Source organism: Pseudomonas sp. P1_A1 (assembly GCF_056406935.1).
Genome location: NZ_JBFTZE010000004.1, coordinates 427868 through 441632 on the forward strand (window position 1 = coordinate 427868; position 13765 = coordinate 441632).

Annotated in this window: 12 protein-coding genes; 3 read left to right on the forward strand and 9 right to left on the reverse strand. The window is 59.9% G+C overall.

Features of this window, described 5'->3' with window-relative positions:
* Positions 1 to 123: 123 nt before the first annotated feature.
* Both AC1D2Q_RS08950 and AC1D2Q_RS08955 read left to right on the forward strand, forming a co-directional pair.
* A complete protein-coding gene (locus tag AC1D2Q_RS08950) occupies positions 124 to 675 on the forward strand; it encodes an NUDIX hydrolase (RefSeq protein ID WP_019581068.1) in 552 nt (183 codons plus the stop codon).
* A gap of 66 nt (positions 676 to 741) precedes the next feature.
* Complete coding sequence (locus AC1D2Q_RS08955) at positions 742 to 1245, forward strand: L,D-transpeptidase family protein (protein WP_477812950.1); 504 nt, start codon at positions 742 to 744, stop codon at positions 1243 to 1245.
* Positions 1246 to 1423: 178 nt separating this feature from the next.
* Here AC1D2Q_RS08955 and AC1D2Q_RS08960 read toward each other — a convergent pair whose 3' ends face one another.
* Both AC1D2Q_RS08960 and purL read right to left on the reverse strand, forming a co-directional pair.
* The gene (locus AC1D2Q_RS08960; protein WP_019581076.1) at positions 1424 to 1735 is read right to left on the reverse strand and encodes a YqfO family protein; all 312 of its coding nucleotides are present in this window, start codon (positions 1733 to 1735) and stop codon (positions 1424 to 1426) included.
* Between the two features lie 19 nt (positions 1736 to 1754).
* Complete coding sequence (gene purL / locus AC1D2Q_RS08965; protein WP_477812951.1) at positions 1755 to 5651, reverse strand: phosphoribosylformylglycinamidine synthase; 3897 nt, start codon at positions 5649 to 5651, stop codon at positions 1755 to 1757.
* A gap of 274 nt (positions 5652 to 5925) precedes the next feature.
* On the opposite strand from purL, the gene mltF reads away from it, so the two are divergent.
* Positions 5926 to 7386 (forward strand): membrane-bound lytic murein transglycosylase MltF, encoded by a 1461-nt coding sequence (gene mltF / locus AC1D2Q_RS08970; protein WP_477812952.1) that lies wholly within the window; start codon positions 5926 to 5928, stop codon positions 7384 to 7386.
* A gap of 96 nt (positions 7387 to 7482) precedes the next feature.
* On the opposite strand, the gene pdxJ is transcribed toward mltF, so the two are convergent.
* From pdxJ to AC1D2Q_RS09005, 7 genes are all read right to left on the reverse strand, one after another.
* A complete protein-coding gene (gene pdxJ, locus AC1D2Q_RS08975) occupies positions 7483 to 8229 on the reverse strand; it encodes a pyridoxine 5'-phosphate synthase (protein ID WP_019581078.1) in 747 nt (248 codons plus the stop codon).
* Positions 8230 to 8280: 51 nt separating this feature from the next.
* The gene (recO, locus tag AC1D2Q_RS08980; RefSeq protein WP_477812953.1) at positions 8281 to 8970 is read right to left on the reverse strand and encodes a DNA repair protein RecO; all 690 of its coding nucleotides are present in this window, start codon (positions 8968 to 8970) and stop codon (positions 8281 to 8283) included.
* Positions 8971 to 9118: 148 nt separating this feature from the next.
* Positions 9119 to 10021, reverse strand: coding sequence for a GTPase Era (era, locus tag AC1D2Q_RS08985; RefSeq protein WP_018927088.1), 903 nt, complete (start codon positions 10019 to 10021; stop codon positions 9119 to 9121).
* Positions 10014 to 10703, reverse strand: coding sequence for a ribonuclease III (gene rnc, locus AC1D2Q_RS08990; RefSeq protein ID WP_103405809.1), 690 nt, complete (start codon positions 10701 to 10703; stop codon positions 10014 to 10016). The genes era and rnc overlap by 8 nt, the downstream gene beginning before the upstream one ends.
* 184 nt (positions 10704 to 10887) lie before the next feature.
* Positions 10888 to 11742, reverse strand: coding sequence for a signal peptidase I (lepB, locus tag AC1D2Q_RS08995; protein WP_018927091.1), 855 nt, complete (start codon positions 11740 to 11742; stop codon positions 10888 to 10890).
* Positions 11743 to 11747: 5 nt separating this feature from the next.
* Positions 11748 to 13547 (reverse strand): translation elongation factor 4, encoded by a 1800-nt coding sequence (gene lepA, locus AC1D2Q_RS09000; protein WP_018927092.1) that lies wholly within the window; start codon positions 13545 to 13547, stop codon positions 11748 to 11750.
* Positions 13544 to 13765, reverse strand: a 222-nt coding sequence (locus AC1D2Q_RS09005) for a hypothetical protein (RefSeq protein ID WP_477812954.1), incomplete at its 5' end; no start/stop codon positions are given. The genes lepA and AC1D2Q_RS09005, both read right to left, overlap by 4 nt.

Sequence of the window (13765 nt, forward strand, 5' to 3'; positions counted from 1 at the left end):
CCCTGCATCATGCACCAATCGCGCCGGCCGCCCAACCCCCGAAAAGCCTCATGTCGCGAAACGACAACTTGCCGACCGACACCGCCGCACGCCAAGATAGGCGCAGCATTCAGGAACCCAAGCATGAAATTTTGCAGTCAATGCGGCAACCCGGTGACCCAGCGCATTCCCGAAGGCGATTCGCGCCTGCGTTTTGTCTGCGACAGCTGTCATACCATTCATTACCAGAACCCCAATATCGTCGCCGGTTGCGTACCGACCTGGGGTTCGAAGGTATTGCTGTGCCGTCGCGCCATCGAGCCACGGCTCGGTTACTGGACCCTGCCCGCCGGCTTCATGGAAAACGGTGAGACCATCGAACAGGCCGCCATTCGCGAGACCGCCGAAGAAGCTTGCGCCCGGGTACGCAACCTGAGCATCTATACGCTGATCGATGTGCCGCACATCAGTCAGGTGCATGTGTTCTTTCGCGCTGAGCTTGTGGATCTGGATTTTCGCGCAGGCCCCGAGAGCCTGGAAGTGCAGCTGTTCGAAGAGGCCGATATTCCTTGGGGCGAACTGGCTTTCCGCACGGTGGGCCGTACATTAGAATGCTTCTTCGCTGACCGGCGGGCCGAGGTCTACCCCGTGCGGTCCGAATCGATCCCACCACTCGCTCAGCCTGCCATCATCTAAGCACTTGTTAGTAAAAAACCATCTATAAATAAAATAGTCGCGACACCTCTTAGGGATATCGTTTCAATGCGCTGGTTGCTTGCCCTGTTTTGCTTATCGTTCGTCGCACTCTCCCAGGCTTCCGTCGCGGCCGCCCCGGACGGCAAAGTCATCGAAAAAGTTCTGGTCCTAAAATCTGCCCACCAGTTGCAGTTGATCAACGACGGCAAGCCGTTCAAGACCTATCGCATTTCATTGGGCAAACGCCCCATCGGCCCAAAACTGATGGAAGGTGATAAACGCACCCCCGAAGGCCTTTACTGGCTGGACTGGCGCAAGACCAGCGAACGTTTCAACCTGGCGATGCACATCTCCTACCCCAACGTCAGCGACTCCGCCCGCGCCCGGCGCGAAGGCGTCGAGCCTGGCGGCATGATCATGATCCACGGTACTCCAGACACCGAAGACAACCCCGAAGACCTGTTCCACACCCTGGACTGGACCGATGGCTGCATCGCCATGCGCAACATGGACATGCGCGAAGTCTGGGGCCTGGTACCGGACGGCACGATGATCGAAATCCGGCCGTAACCTTCTCTGAAGCCGAACGCAGAGCGTCCATTGAGGCATTCCTACGCAGAGCCTGGGAACGATCGGGTGTGTGAAGGGCTTTTGTGGCGAGGGGGCTTGACGGGGGACAAATCCCCGAGTAACAAAAAACCCGCTGAACGCGAATTCAGCGGGTTTCTCATTTCAACAGACCAGAAGATCAAAAATCCTCCAGTCGCCACACTTCATAAGCCGGCGTCTCATAGGGATGACTCTCTTTCAGAGCCACCACCACCGCCCGAATCAACTCATCGCTGACCACCAGTTCAACCTTCCACTCCTCAACCTGCTCGACCTGCCCAGCCTCACCCATGAACGGCTGACTGCCCTCCAGTGGACGAAACTGACCCAGGCCAAACACCTGCCACGCACAGTGGTCATAAGCCCCGATCCGCCCGCCACCGGCAGCGAATACAGCGCTTTTGACCACTTCGACATGACTGGCCGGAACAAAAAAGCAGAGCTTGTACACGGCAATCAGCTCCCCGCTCTTAGTTAACCCAGACGCGAGCGTTACGGAACATACGCATCCAGGGTGCGTCTTCGTTCCAGTCTTCCGAACGCCACGAGTTCTGCACCGCGCGGAACACACGCTCCGGGTGCGGCATCATGATGGTCACGCGACCGTCGCGGCTGGTCAAACCGGTGATACCGCGCGGCGAGCCGTTCGGGTTGGCCGGGTATTTCTCGGTGACCTTGCCGTGGTTGTCGACGAAACGCATCGCCACGCAACCCGACAGATCGGCTTGCAGCAACGCTTCTTCGCTGGCGAATTCGGCATGGCCTTCACCGTGGGCGATGGCGATCGGCATGCGCGAACCAGCCATGCCCTGCAGGAAGATCGAGTTCGACTCCTGGATCTGAACCATGGCCACGCGGGCTTCGAACTGCTCGGAACGGTTACGCACGAAGTGCGGCCAGAACTCGCTGCCCGGGATCAGCTCGTGCAGGTTGGACATCATCTGGCAACCGTTGCACACGCCAAGGGTGAAGCTGTCGGTACGTTCGAAGAAGCCCTGGAAGGCATCGCGAGCGCGGCTGTTGAACAGCGCGGACTTGGCCCAGCCTTCACCGGCACCCAGTACGTCGCCGTAGGAGAAACCGCCGCAAGCGACCATGCCTTTGAAGTCGTTCAGGTCGACACGGCCGGCCAGAATGTCGCTCATGTGCACGTCGATCGCGTTGAAACCGGCACGGTCGAACGCGGCCGCCATTTCCACCTGACCGTTGACGCCCTGCTCACGCAGCACGGCAACCTGTGGGCGAATGCCTTTCTTGATGTAAGGCGCGGCGACGTCCTGGTTGACGTCATAGCTGAGCTTGACGCTCAGGCCCGGGTTGTCTTCTTCCAGCAGCACGTCGAACTCTTGTTCGGCGCAATCGGCGTTATCACGCAGACGCTGGATCTGGTAGCTGGTTTCAGCCCACTGACGTTGCAGCAGACGACGCTGACCTTCGAATACGGTATCGCCGTTGAACGTGATGCTGATCTCGCCGTTGTTCATCGGCTGACCGATCACCGATACGCAGTCGCCCAGGCCAGCAGCGCTGAACTGCGCGAGGATGTCCGCGGTGGCGTCCTGGCGAACCTGGATCACAGCGCCCAGTTCTTCGTTGAACAGGATCGCGGCGATATCGGCGGAAGTCTCTGCCAGACCGTCGAGGTTCAGGCTCAGGCCGCAGTGGCCGGCAAACGCCATTTCCACCACGCTGGTCAGCAGACCACCGTCGGAACGGTCGTGGTAAGCCAGCAGGTGACCGTCGGCGTTGAGGCCCTGGATCACCGCGAAGAAGGCCTTCAGGTCTTCGGCGTCATCGACGTCCGGTACCTGTTTGCCGAGCTTGCCGTGAACCTGAGCGAGGATCGAGGCACCCATGCGGTTCTGGCCGCGACCGAGGTCGATCAGGATCAGGTCGGTGGTGCCCTTGTCCATGCGCAGTTGCGGGGTCAGGGTCTGACGGATGTCAGCCACTGGCGCGAAACCGGTCACGATCAGCGACATCGGCGAAGTGACCGCCTTATCGACGCCTTCGTCGTTCCAGCGAGTGGCCATGGACATGGAGTCCTTGCCGACCGGAATGGTGATGCCCAGCTCAGGGCACAGTTCCATGCCGACCGCTTTCACGGTGTCGTACAGACGTGCGTCTTCACCTGGGTGACCGGCAGCGGACATCCAGTTCGCCGACAGTTTGATGTCGGAGATTTTGGCGATGCGCGAGGCGGCGATGTTGGTCAGGGTTTCGCCGATGGCCATGCGGCCCGACGCCGGAGCGTCCAGCAGAGCCAGCGGAGTGCGCTCGCCCATGGCCATGGCTTCACCGGTATAAACGTCGAAGCTGGTGGCGGTAACGGCAACGTCGGCCACCGGAACCTGCCACGGGCCGACCATCTGGTCACGGGCCACGAGGCCGGTGATGGTGCGGTCGCCGATGGTGATCAGGAAGCTCTTGCTGGCCACGGCCGGGTGATGCAGGACGCGCTCGACGCAATTGGCGATGTCGAGGGTCGACGGATCGAAATCGTCGCCCAGCTCGTTTTCACGAACCACCGAACGGTGCATGCGCGGGGCTTTGCCCAGCAGCACTTCGAGCGGCATGTCCACCGGGCTGTTGCCGAAGTGGCTGTCGGTCACGGTCAGTTGCGGCTCGGCAGTGGCTTCGCCGACTACCGCGAATGGGCAACGCTCACGCTCGCAGATCGCCTTGAAGCGTTCGAAGTCCGCCGGGCCGACGGCCAGAACGTAGCGTTCCTGGGATTCGTTACTCCAGATTTCGTGCGGGGCCATGCCCGGCTCGTCGTTTGGAATGTTGCGCAGTTCGAAACGGCCACCGCGGTCGCCATCGTTGACCAGTTCCGGGAAGGCGTTGGACAGACCACCCGCGCCGACGTCGTGGATGAAGCTGATCGGGTTTTTGTCGCCCAGTTGCCAGCAACGGTCGATGACTTCCTGGCAACGACGCTCCATCTCAGGGTTTTCACGTTGTACGGAAGCGAAGTCCAGGTCTGCCGAGCTGGTGCCGGTGGCCATGGAAGAAGCCGCACCGCCACCCAGGCCGATCAGCATCGCCGGGCCGCCGAGTACGATCAGCTTGGAGCCAACGACGATTTCGCCTTTCTTGACGTGTTCTTCACGGATGTTGCCCATGCCGCCAGCCAGCATGATCGGTTTGTGGTAACCGCGAACTTCGTCACCATGGGGGGTGGTGATCGACTGTTCGAAGGTACGGAAGTAACCGGTCAGCGCCGGACGGCCGAATTCATTGTTGAATGCAGCGCCGCCCAACGGGCCTTCGATCATGATGTCCAGCGCGGTAACGATGCGCTCGGGTTTGCCGTACGGCACTTCCCACGGCTGTTCGAAGCCCGGGATCTGCAGGTTCGACACGGTGAAACCGGTCAGGCCAGCCTTTGGCTTCGCGCCGCGACCGGTGGCGCCTTCGTCGCGAATCTCGCCGCCGCTACCGGTGGATGCGCCCGGGAACGGGGCAATCGCGGTCGGGTGGTTGTGCGTTTCGACTTTCATCAAGATGTGCACCGGTTCCTGCACCGCGCCGTACTGGCGGGTTTCAGGGTCCGGGAAGAAACGGCCAGCCACGGAGCCGACGATGACCGAGGCGTTGTCCTTATAAGCCGACAGAACACCTTCGCTGTGCATCTGGTAAGTGTTCTTGATCATGCCGAACAGGCTTTTTTCCTGGCTCTGACCGTCGATGTCCCAACTGGCGTTGAAGATCTTGTGACGGCAGTGCTCGGAGTTCGCCTGGGCGAACATCATCAGTTCGATGTCGTGCGGGTTGCGCTTCAAACCAAGGAAGGCATTGACCAGATAGTCGATTTCGTCTTCGGCCAGGGCCAGGCCCAGCTCGGTGTTGGCTTTTTCCAGCGCGGCGCGGCCGCCACCCAGCACGTCGATCGCGGTCAGCGGTTTTGGCTCGGCGTGGCTGAACAGGCCGGAGGCTTGTTCGAGATTGCCCAGCACGATCTGGGTCATGCGGTCGTGCAGCGCGTCTGCGATCAGTTGCGCTTCGGCGTCGCTGAACTGGCCGGTGACGTAAAACGCGATGCCGCGTTCCAGGCGCTGGATCTTGGTCAGGCCGCAGTTGCGAGCGATATCGCTGGCTTTACTGGACCACGGCGAAATGGTGCCGAAACGCGGCAACACCAGGAACAGACGACCAGTGGGCTCTTGTACCGGAACACTAGGGCCGTACTTCAGAAGGCGCGCGAGCACCTGCTGTTCGTCGCCGGTCAGGACGCCGGTGACTTCGGCGAAGTGAGCGAATTCAGCATACAAGCCGCTGACAGCTGGAACCTTCTGGCTCAGTTGCTCAAGGAGTTTGCTGTGGCGAAAGGCAGAAAGGGCAGGAGCGCCGCGCAGGATCAACATCTTCGGGACAGCCTCGGGAAGGGGTGTGCTTTGAGGCCGTGCATTCTAGCCTAAACCGCCCGCGACATCACCCGAAACGGTACACGCGGTTGCACCCGAACGTCGGGCCGGGTATTCGGGCCTTGAACAGGCGTGCGCCGGGGGTTATTTTTTCTGTCACAAAAAGCCGTTCGGGTCCATTCCTGCGGGCTCCAAGCGGGTTTTTGACGCCCTAGCAGACAAGCCCTTCGCTGTCGAGATATGGCGCTCGTGGTCCTTTGCGTATACTGCGCAGATGTTTTCCCCAACGGCTTTGCGTCCGCGGTACGCCAAATGGCTGATCGCAACCGGACTCTTCCTGATGCTCAGTGGCTGTGTTGATAAACCCAACACGCTGGAGCGCGTAAAGGAGGATGGCGTGCTGCGGGTGGTTACCCGTAACAGCCCCGCCACCTACTTTCAGGATCGCAACGGTGAAACCGGCTTCGAATACGAGCTGGTGAAGCGCTTCGCCGACGATCTGGGGGTCGAACTCAAGATCGAAACCGCCGACAACCTCGACGACCTGTTCAATCAGGTGGGCAAGCCAAATGGCCCGGTGCTGGCTGCTGCCGGCCTGGTCAGCAGCGAGGAACGCAAAAAGCAGGTGCGGTTTTCCCATTCCTACCTCGAAGTCACCCCGCAAATCATCTATCGCAACGGCCAGTCGCGGCCGACCGACGCAGGCGATCTGGTCGGCAAGAAAATCATGGTGCTCAAGGGCAGCACCCACGCCGAGCAATTGGCAGAGCTGAAAAAGAAATATCCCGGCATTGAATACGAAGAGTCCGACGCGGTTGAAGTCGTCGACCTGCTGCGTATGGTCGACGAAGGTCAGATCGACCTGACCCTGGTCGACTCCAACGAAGTGGCGATGAACCAGGTCTACTTCCCCAACGTGCGGGTCGCCTTCGACCTCGGTGATGCCAGCAACCAGAGCTGGGCCGTGGCCGCCGGCGATGACAACAGCCTGCTCAACGAAATCAACACCTACCTCGACAAGGTAAAGCAAAACGGCACCCTGCAACGCCTCAAAGACCGCTACTACGGGCATGTCGACGTACTCGGCTACATGGGCGCCACTACCTTCGCCCAGCACTTGCAGCAACGACTGCCCAAATACGAACAGCACTTCAAGGCGTCCGCCAAGAAAGAAAAAGTCGACTGGCGCCTGCTGGCGGCGATCGGTTATCAGGAGTCGTTGTGGCAAGCGGCGGTCACGTCCAAGACCGGCGTGCGCGGGTTGATGATGCTGACCCAGAACACGGCACAAGCCATGGGCGTGTCCAATCGACTCGACCCCAAGCAGAGCATCATGGGCGGCGCGAAGTATCTGGTCTACATGAAGGATCAACTGGACGAGTCGATCCAGGAGCCGGATCGCACGTGGTTCGCGTTGGCAGCCTACAACGTGGGCAGCGGTCATCTGGATGACGCGCGCAAACTGGCGGCCAAGGAAGGGTTGAACCCGGACAAGTGGCTGGACGTGAAGAAAATCCTGCCGCGCCTGTCGCAGAAACAGTGGTACAGCAAAACCCGTTATGGCTACGCCCGTGGCGGCGAACCGGTGCATTTCGTGGCGAACATCCGTCGCTACTACGACATCCTGACGTGGGTCACGCAGCCGCAGCTCGAAGGCACCCAGGTCGCCGAGGGCAACCTGCACGTGCCGGGGGTCGACAAGACCAAGCCGAGCCAGGAAACGCCGCCGCTTTAAATCGCGGCACCTGCGAAAAGATCGCAGCCTTCGGCAGCTCCTACAGGGTCTTGTGTACACCCGTAGGAGTTGGCGAAGCCTGCGATCTTTTGATTTTCAGCCCTTCAAAGCGGCGGCCAGGATCAGCGCCTTCATCTCCGACACCGCCGACTTGAACCCGACGAACAACGCATGGGCCACCAGCGCATGGCCGATGTTCAGTTCGTTGACGCCCTTGATTGCCGCAACAGCCTCGACGTTGTGATAGTGCAAACCGTGGCCGGCGTTGACGATCAGGCCTTGGGCCAGACCGAATGCCACGCCATCGGCCACGCGCTTGAGCTCTTCAGCAACTTCGGTTGGCGTCTCGGCGTCCGCGTAACGCCCGGTGTGCAATTCAATGGCCGGCGCGCCGACACGGCGGGACGCTTCGATCTGCCGCTCGTCAGCGTCGATGAACAGCGACACTTCACAGCCGATTTTCGCCAGGCGATCCACCGCCGCCTTGATCCGCGCTTCCTGCCCCGCTACGTCCAGACCGCCTTCAGTGGTCAGCTCCTGACGGGTTTCCGGGACCAGGCAAACGTGCGCCGGGCGGATACGCTCGGCGAATGCCATCATTTCTTCGGTGACGCCCATTTCGAAGTTCATGCGGGTTTGCAGCACATCCTTGAGCAGCAATACGTCGCGCTCCTGGATGTGCCGGCGGTCTTCACGCAGGTGCACGGTGATGCCGTCAGCGCCCGCCTCTTCCGCGTCCAGCGCTGCCTTGACCGGATCCGGATAACGAGTACCCCGGGCCTGACGCAGGGTGGCAACGTGGTCGATGTTCACGCCAAGAAGAATGCGATTGCTGGTGGTCACGGAAACGCTCCTGAAGAAGGGGGGAAGTTCGGTGCACAGCATACGGGGAGACTACGGCTTTCGAAACAACTCACGACTGACCAATGGACGCCCGCCCAAGTGAACGGCCAACGCCTGACGCATCAAGCGCTTGGCGGCGGACAGCGCACCGGGTGCAGACCAGTCGGCATCGGCCATGGCCAGCAGTTCGGTACCATTGAACAGGCCCGGCTGCAGCAGATAGACCCGCTCCAGGCCGGCATCCACTTGCAAGCGATAGAGACCGTCCGGTGCGATGGAGTCGCCATGGATGTCGGTATTCAGCGCGAAGCCATAACCGAGATCATCAAGCAGTCGCCATTCGAAGGAGCGCAGCAATGGTTCCAGCGGTCGACCTTCGGCCAGGGCAAGCAAGGTCGCGGCGTAGTGATCGAAAACCGCGGGATGAGGATCTTCGGCGGGCAGCAGGCGGATCAGCAATTCGTTGAGGTAAAGACCACTGAACAGCGCTTCGCCATTGAGCCAGGTGGAAACACCGGCGCTTTCCATGCGGCCGACATTCTTCAGTTCGCCCCGGCCACGGAACTCGACTTCCAGCGGCACGAACGGCCGCGCCAACGTTCCGGCCTTGCCCCGCGCACTGCGCAACACCGCCCGCAGCCGACCTTGCGGCGTGAGGAAATCCACCAGCGCACTGCTTTCGCGGTAGGCGCGGGAGTGGAGCACGTAGGCGGGTTGGCCGATGGGCGCGGTAGTCGACATGGTTTATTTGTGTCCCGGTCAGGGATTGCAAAAAGATCGTCCGAACGCGGCCCGAGCCTTCGGCAGCGCCTACAGGGGTACACAAAACTCTGTAGGAGTTGCCGAAGGCTCGGGCCGCGTTCGGACGATCTTTTGATCTTTGTACCTGTTACAGGTCGCCGTAACCCAGCGAGCGCAAGGCGCGTTCGTCGTCAGACCAGCCACCTTTCACCTTGACCCACAGGTTGAGCATGATCTTGGAGTCGAACAGCAGCTCCATGTCCTTGCGCGCCTCGGTGCCGATGCGCTTGATGCGCTCGCCCTTGTCGCCAATGATGATTTTCTTCTGACCGTCACGTTCGACGAGGATCAAGGCATGGATGTGCAAGGTTTTGCCCTGCTGCTTGAACTCTTCGATTTCAACGGTGATCTGGTACGGCAGCTCGGCGCCCATCTGACGCATGATTTTTTCACGTACCAGTTCAGCCGCTAGGAAGCGGCTGCTGCGGTCGGTGATCTGATCTTCCGGGAAGAAGTGATCGTTTTCCGGCAGGTGCTCGGCGATCACTCGCTCCAGCGTGTCGAGGTTGTGCCCGTGCTGGGCCGAGATCGGCATGATCTGCGCGTTCGGCAGCTGTTCCTGCAACCAGGTCAGGTGCGGCATCAGCTCGGATTTGTCTTCGATGCGGTCGGTCTTGTTCAGCGCCACGATCAGCGGACCGGTCACGTACTGAACGCGCTCGAGGACCATCTGGTCTTCGTCGGTCCACTTGGTACGGTCAACCACGAAGATCACCACGTCGACGTCTTTCAACGCCGCCGAAGCGGTCTTGTTCATGTAACGGTTCAGGGCCTTTTCGCCGCCCTTGTGCATACCCGGGGTGTCGACGTAGATCGCCTGAACGTCACCTTCGGTCTTGATGCCGAGCATGTTGTGGCGAGTGGTCTGCGGCTTGCGTGAGGTGATCGCCAGTTTCTGACCCAGAATGTGGTTCAGCAGCGTGGACTTGCCCACGTTGGGACGGCCGACGATGGCAACATAGCCACAGCGAGTTGCGGTTGAATCAGTCATTGCCATTCTCCACACCCAGGGCAATCAGTGCTGCGGCGGCCGCTACCTGTTCGGCAATACGACGACTCACACCCTGACCTCGGCTTTTTTCATTCAGTAAGATGATTTCACATTCGACGAAGAACGTCCGGCAATGCGGCTCACCCTGGATATCCACCACTTCGTAACGCGGCAGCTCACAACCACGGGACTGCAGGAATTCCTGCAGGCGGGTTTTCGGATCTTTGTTGGTGTCGACCAGCGTCAGGCCTTCGAACTCTCCGGCCAGCCAGGCCAGCACGCGTTCGCGCGCCACCTCCATGCCGGCGTCCAGGTAGATCGCACCGATCAGCGCTTCGAGGGCATCGGCCAGAATCGACTCGCGACGGAAACCGCCGCTTTTCAATTCGCCGGAGCCCAGGCGCAGGTATTCGCCCAGGTCGAAACCGCGGGCCAGTACGGCCAGGGTCTCACCTTTCACCAGGCGCGCGCGCAAACGCGACAACTGGCCTTCGCGGGCCAGCGGGAAGCGATCGAACAGCGCCTCGCCGGCAACGAAATTGAGGATGGCATCGCCGAGGAATTCCAGGCGTTCGTTGTTGCGCCCGGCAAAACTGCGGTGAGTCAGGGCCAGGATCATCAGTTCCTGATCCTTGAAGGTGTAACCGAGCTGACGCTCGAGACGGCTTAAGGAGACGCTCACGGTTTACCCACGCTGAGTTCGTGGTTGGATTCCACCACCAGGGCCTTGATGCGGCGCAGGCTTGGGACAATTAACGCTGTGTTCAAAAATAACGTCCTGAATATCGTTGTTTTCATGCTCCTGTCGCCGATTGTGCCGACTCCAGAAATGCATTCGGCGCTGTGTTCAACAGCGCCGTGTGTGATTACTTGATCAGACCAACCCGCGAGAAATTCGGCAGGTGACCGAGTTTGGGTTCCGGCCAGCTCATCCAGACTGCGAAGGCCTTGCCGACGATATTCTTGTCGGGAACCATGCCCAGCAGATCCTTGGGAATGCTCGGATCATCCCAGTAGCGACTGTCGTTCGAGTTGTCGCGGTTGTCGCCCATCATGAAGTAGTGCCCGGCCGGCACGGTCCACGAATGGTCCGGCGTTGCGCGGTAGCGGCTCATTTCCTTGCGGATCAGGTGCTCGGCGGCGCCAAGTTTTTCCTTGTAGAGCTCGGCGCTACCCAACGTGCCCGGCTCGGAGCCGACCAGTTGTTCGGCAATCGACTCACCATTGACGAACAGGCGCTTGTCGGCGGTGTAGCGAATCTGATCGCCCGGCAGGCCCACTACACGCTTGATGTAGTTGACGTTCGGGTCGCTCGGGTAGCGGAACACCATCACATCGCCGCGCTGCGGATCACCGACTTCGATGACTTTCTTGTCGATCACCGGCAGGCGGATCCCGTAAGAAAACTTGTTCACCAGAATGAAGTCACCGACGTCCAGGGTCGGTTTCATCGAGCCGGAAGGAATCTGGAACGGTTCCACCAGGAACGAACGCAGCACCAGCACGATGAACAACACCGGGAAGAACGACTTGCCGTATTCGACCAGCAGCGGCTCTTTGTTCAGTTTTTCGATCACTACCATGTCAGCCTGGCTGACGCTCCCCTGATAGGAGTTGATGGCAGCCCGGCGCCGTGGCGCCAGGAACAGCAGATCGAGCAACGCCAACAGGCCGCAGACGAACACGGCGATGACCAGCAACAGCGGGAAATTTAGTGACATAGGACCTAACTATCCAACCTGAGCACGGCAAGGAAGGCTTCTTGTGGAATTTCCACGTTACCGACCTGCTTCATGCGTTTTTTACCGGCCTTTTGCTTTTCCAGCAGCTTTTTCTTACGGCTGACGTCACCACCGTAGCATTTGGCCAATACGTTCTTTCTGAGTGCCTTGACGGTTGTACGCGCCACAATCTGACCGCCAATGGCGGCCTGGATTGCCACGTCGAACATCTGCCGCGGAATCAGGTCTTTCATCTTCTCGGTCAACTGGCGACCTTTGTAGTGCGAGTTGTCACGGTGCACGATCAGCGCCAGAGCGTCGACCTTGTCGCCGTTGATCAACACGTCCAGTTTCACCAGGCTGGCCGATTGGTAACGATCGAAATGGTAGTCCAGAGAAGCATAGCCGCGACTGGTGGATTTCAGACGATCAAAGAAGTCCAGCACCACTTCGTTCATCGGCAGGTCGTAGGTCACTTGTACCTGGGAGCCGAGGAACAGCATATCGACCTGTACGCCACGTTTTTCGATACACAGGGTAATGACGTTACCCAGGTGCTCTTGCGGCACAAGAATATTGGCGCGCACGATTGGCTCGCGCATGTCTTCGATGGCAGACAGGTCTGGCAGCTTGGACGGGTTATCGACGTAGATCGTCTCGCCGGTCTTGAGCAGCAGCTCGAAGATTACCGTCGGCGCCGTGGTGATCAGGTCCAGGTTGTATTCGCGCTCGAGGCGCTCCTGGATGATTTCCATGTGCAGCATGCCGAGGAAGCCGCAACGGAAGCCGAAACCCAGTGCGTCTGAGCTTTCCGGTGTGTATTGCAGCGACGAATCGTTGAGGGTGAGCTTTTGCAGCGCCTCGCGGAAGTCTTCGAAGTCGTCGGAGCTGACCGGGAACAAGCCGGCATACACCTGCGGCTGAATGCGCTTGAAGCCTGGCAGCACATCGACGTCCGGCGTCGAGCTCAGGGTCAAGGTATCGCCCACTGGCGCACCGTGAATGTCCTTGATGCTGGCGATGATGAAGCCCACTTCACCGGCCTTCAGGTCGACGGTAGGGGTGTGTTTCGGGTTGAATACACCGACGCTGTCCACCAGGTGGATCTTGCCGGTGGACTTGACCAGAATCTTGTCGCCCTTTTTCACCCGACCGTGGCGCACACGAACCAGGGAAACAACGCCCAGGTAGTTGTCGAACCAGGAGTCGATGATCAACGCTTGCAGCGGATCTTCGATGTTGCCGGTCGGCGCGGGAATGGTGTGAACCAGACGCTCGAGCACTTCATCGACGCCCAGGCCGGTCTTGGCACTGCACTCGACTGCGTCGGTGGCATCGATGCCGATGATTTTTTCGATTTCTTCCTTGACGCGCTCCGGATCGGCCTGTGGCAGGTCGATCTTGTTCAGCACCGGCATGACTTCCAGGCCCTGCTCGATCGCCGTGTAGCAGTTGGCAACCGATTGCGCCTCGACGCCCTGACCGGCATCGACCACCAGCAACGCACCTTCACAAGCCGCCAGCGACCGGCTGACTTCATAGGTGAAGTCGACGTGGCCCGGGGTATCAATGAAGTTCAGCTGGTAGTTAATGCCATCGCGGGCTTTGTAATACAGGGTGACGCTGTGGGCCTTGATGGTGATCCCGCGTTCACGTTCCAGGTCCATGGAATCCAGCACCTGGGCTTCCATTTCGCGCTCGGCAAGGCCGCCGCACATCTGGATGAAGCGATCGGCCAGCGTCGACTTGCCATGGTCAATGTGGGCGATGATGGAGAAATTGCGGATATGACTCAAATCACTCACGGATCAACACTCAAAAAGGCTGCAGGCATAGCCCGCCGAAAAATAGCCGGGAATTGTACCTGATCCACGGCGCAAGCGTCACGTTTGCAGGTCAGACGGCGCCTACAAAAACGCCCCGGTCTTGCGACAGGGGCGTTTTTGGCGACTTTTGTAGGAGCCGGCTTGCTGGCGATGGGGACGCCGCGATGGGTCTGGATGACCGCAGCGATGCCATCGCG

Bases quoted from the DNA above. Each gene is read 5' to 3' on its own strand.
- purL (WP_477812951.1), bottom strand. From the start codon at position 5,651: ATGTTGATCCTGCGCGGCGCTCCTGCCCTTTCTGCCTTTCGCCACAGC.
- mltF (WP_477812952.1), top strand. From the start codon at position 5,926: ATGTTTTCCCCAACGGCTTTGCGTCCGCGGTACGCCAAATGGCTGATC.
- lepB (WP_018927091.1), bottom strand. From the start codon at position 11,742: ATGTCACTAAATTTCCCGCTGTTGCTGGTCATCGCCGTGTTCGTCTGC.
- AC1D2Q_RS08955 (WP_477812950.1), top strand. From the start codon at position 742: ATGCGCTGGTTGCTTGCCCTGTTTTGCTTATCGTTCGTCGCACTCTCC.
- recO (WP_477812953.1), bottom strand. From the start codon at position 8,970: ATGTCGACTACCGCGCCCATCGGCCAACCCGCCTACGTGCTCCACTCC.
- era (WP_018927088.1), bottom strand. From the start codon at position 10,021: ATGACTGATTCAACCGCAACTCGCTGTGGCTATGTTGCCATCGTCGGC.
- AC1D2Q_RS08950 (WP_019581068.1), top strand. From the start codon at position 124: ATGAAATTTTGCAGTCAATGCGGCAACCCGGTGACCCAGCGCATTCCC.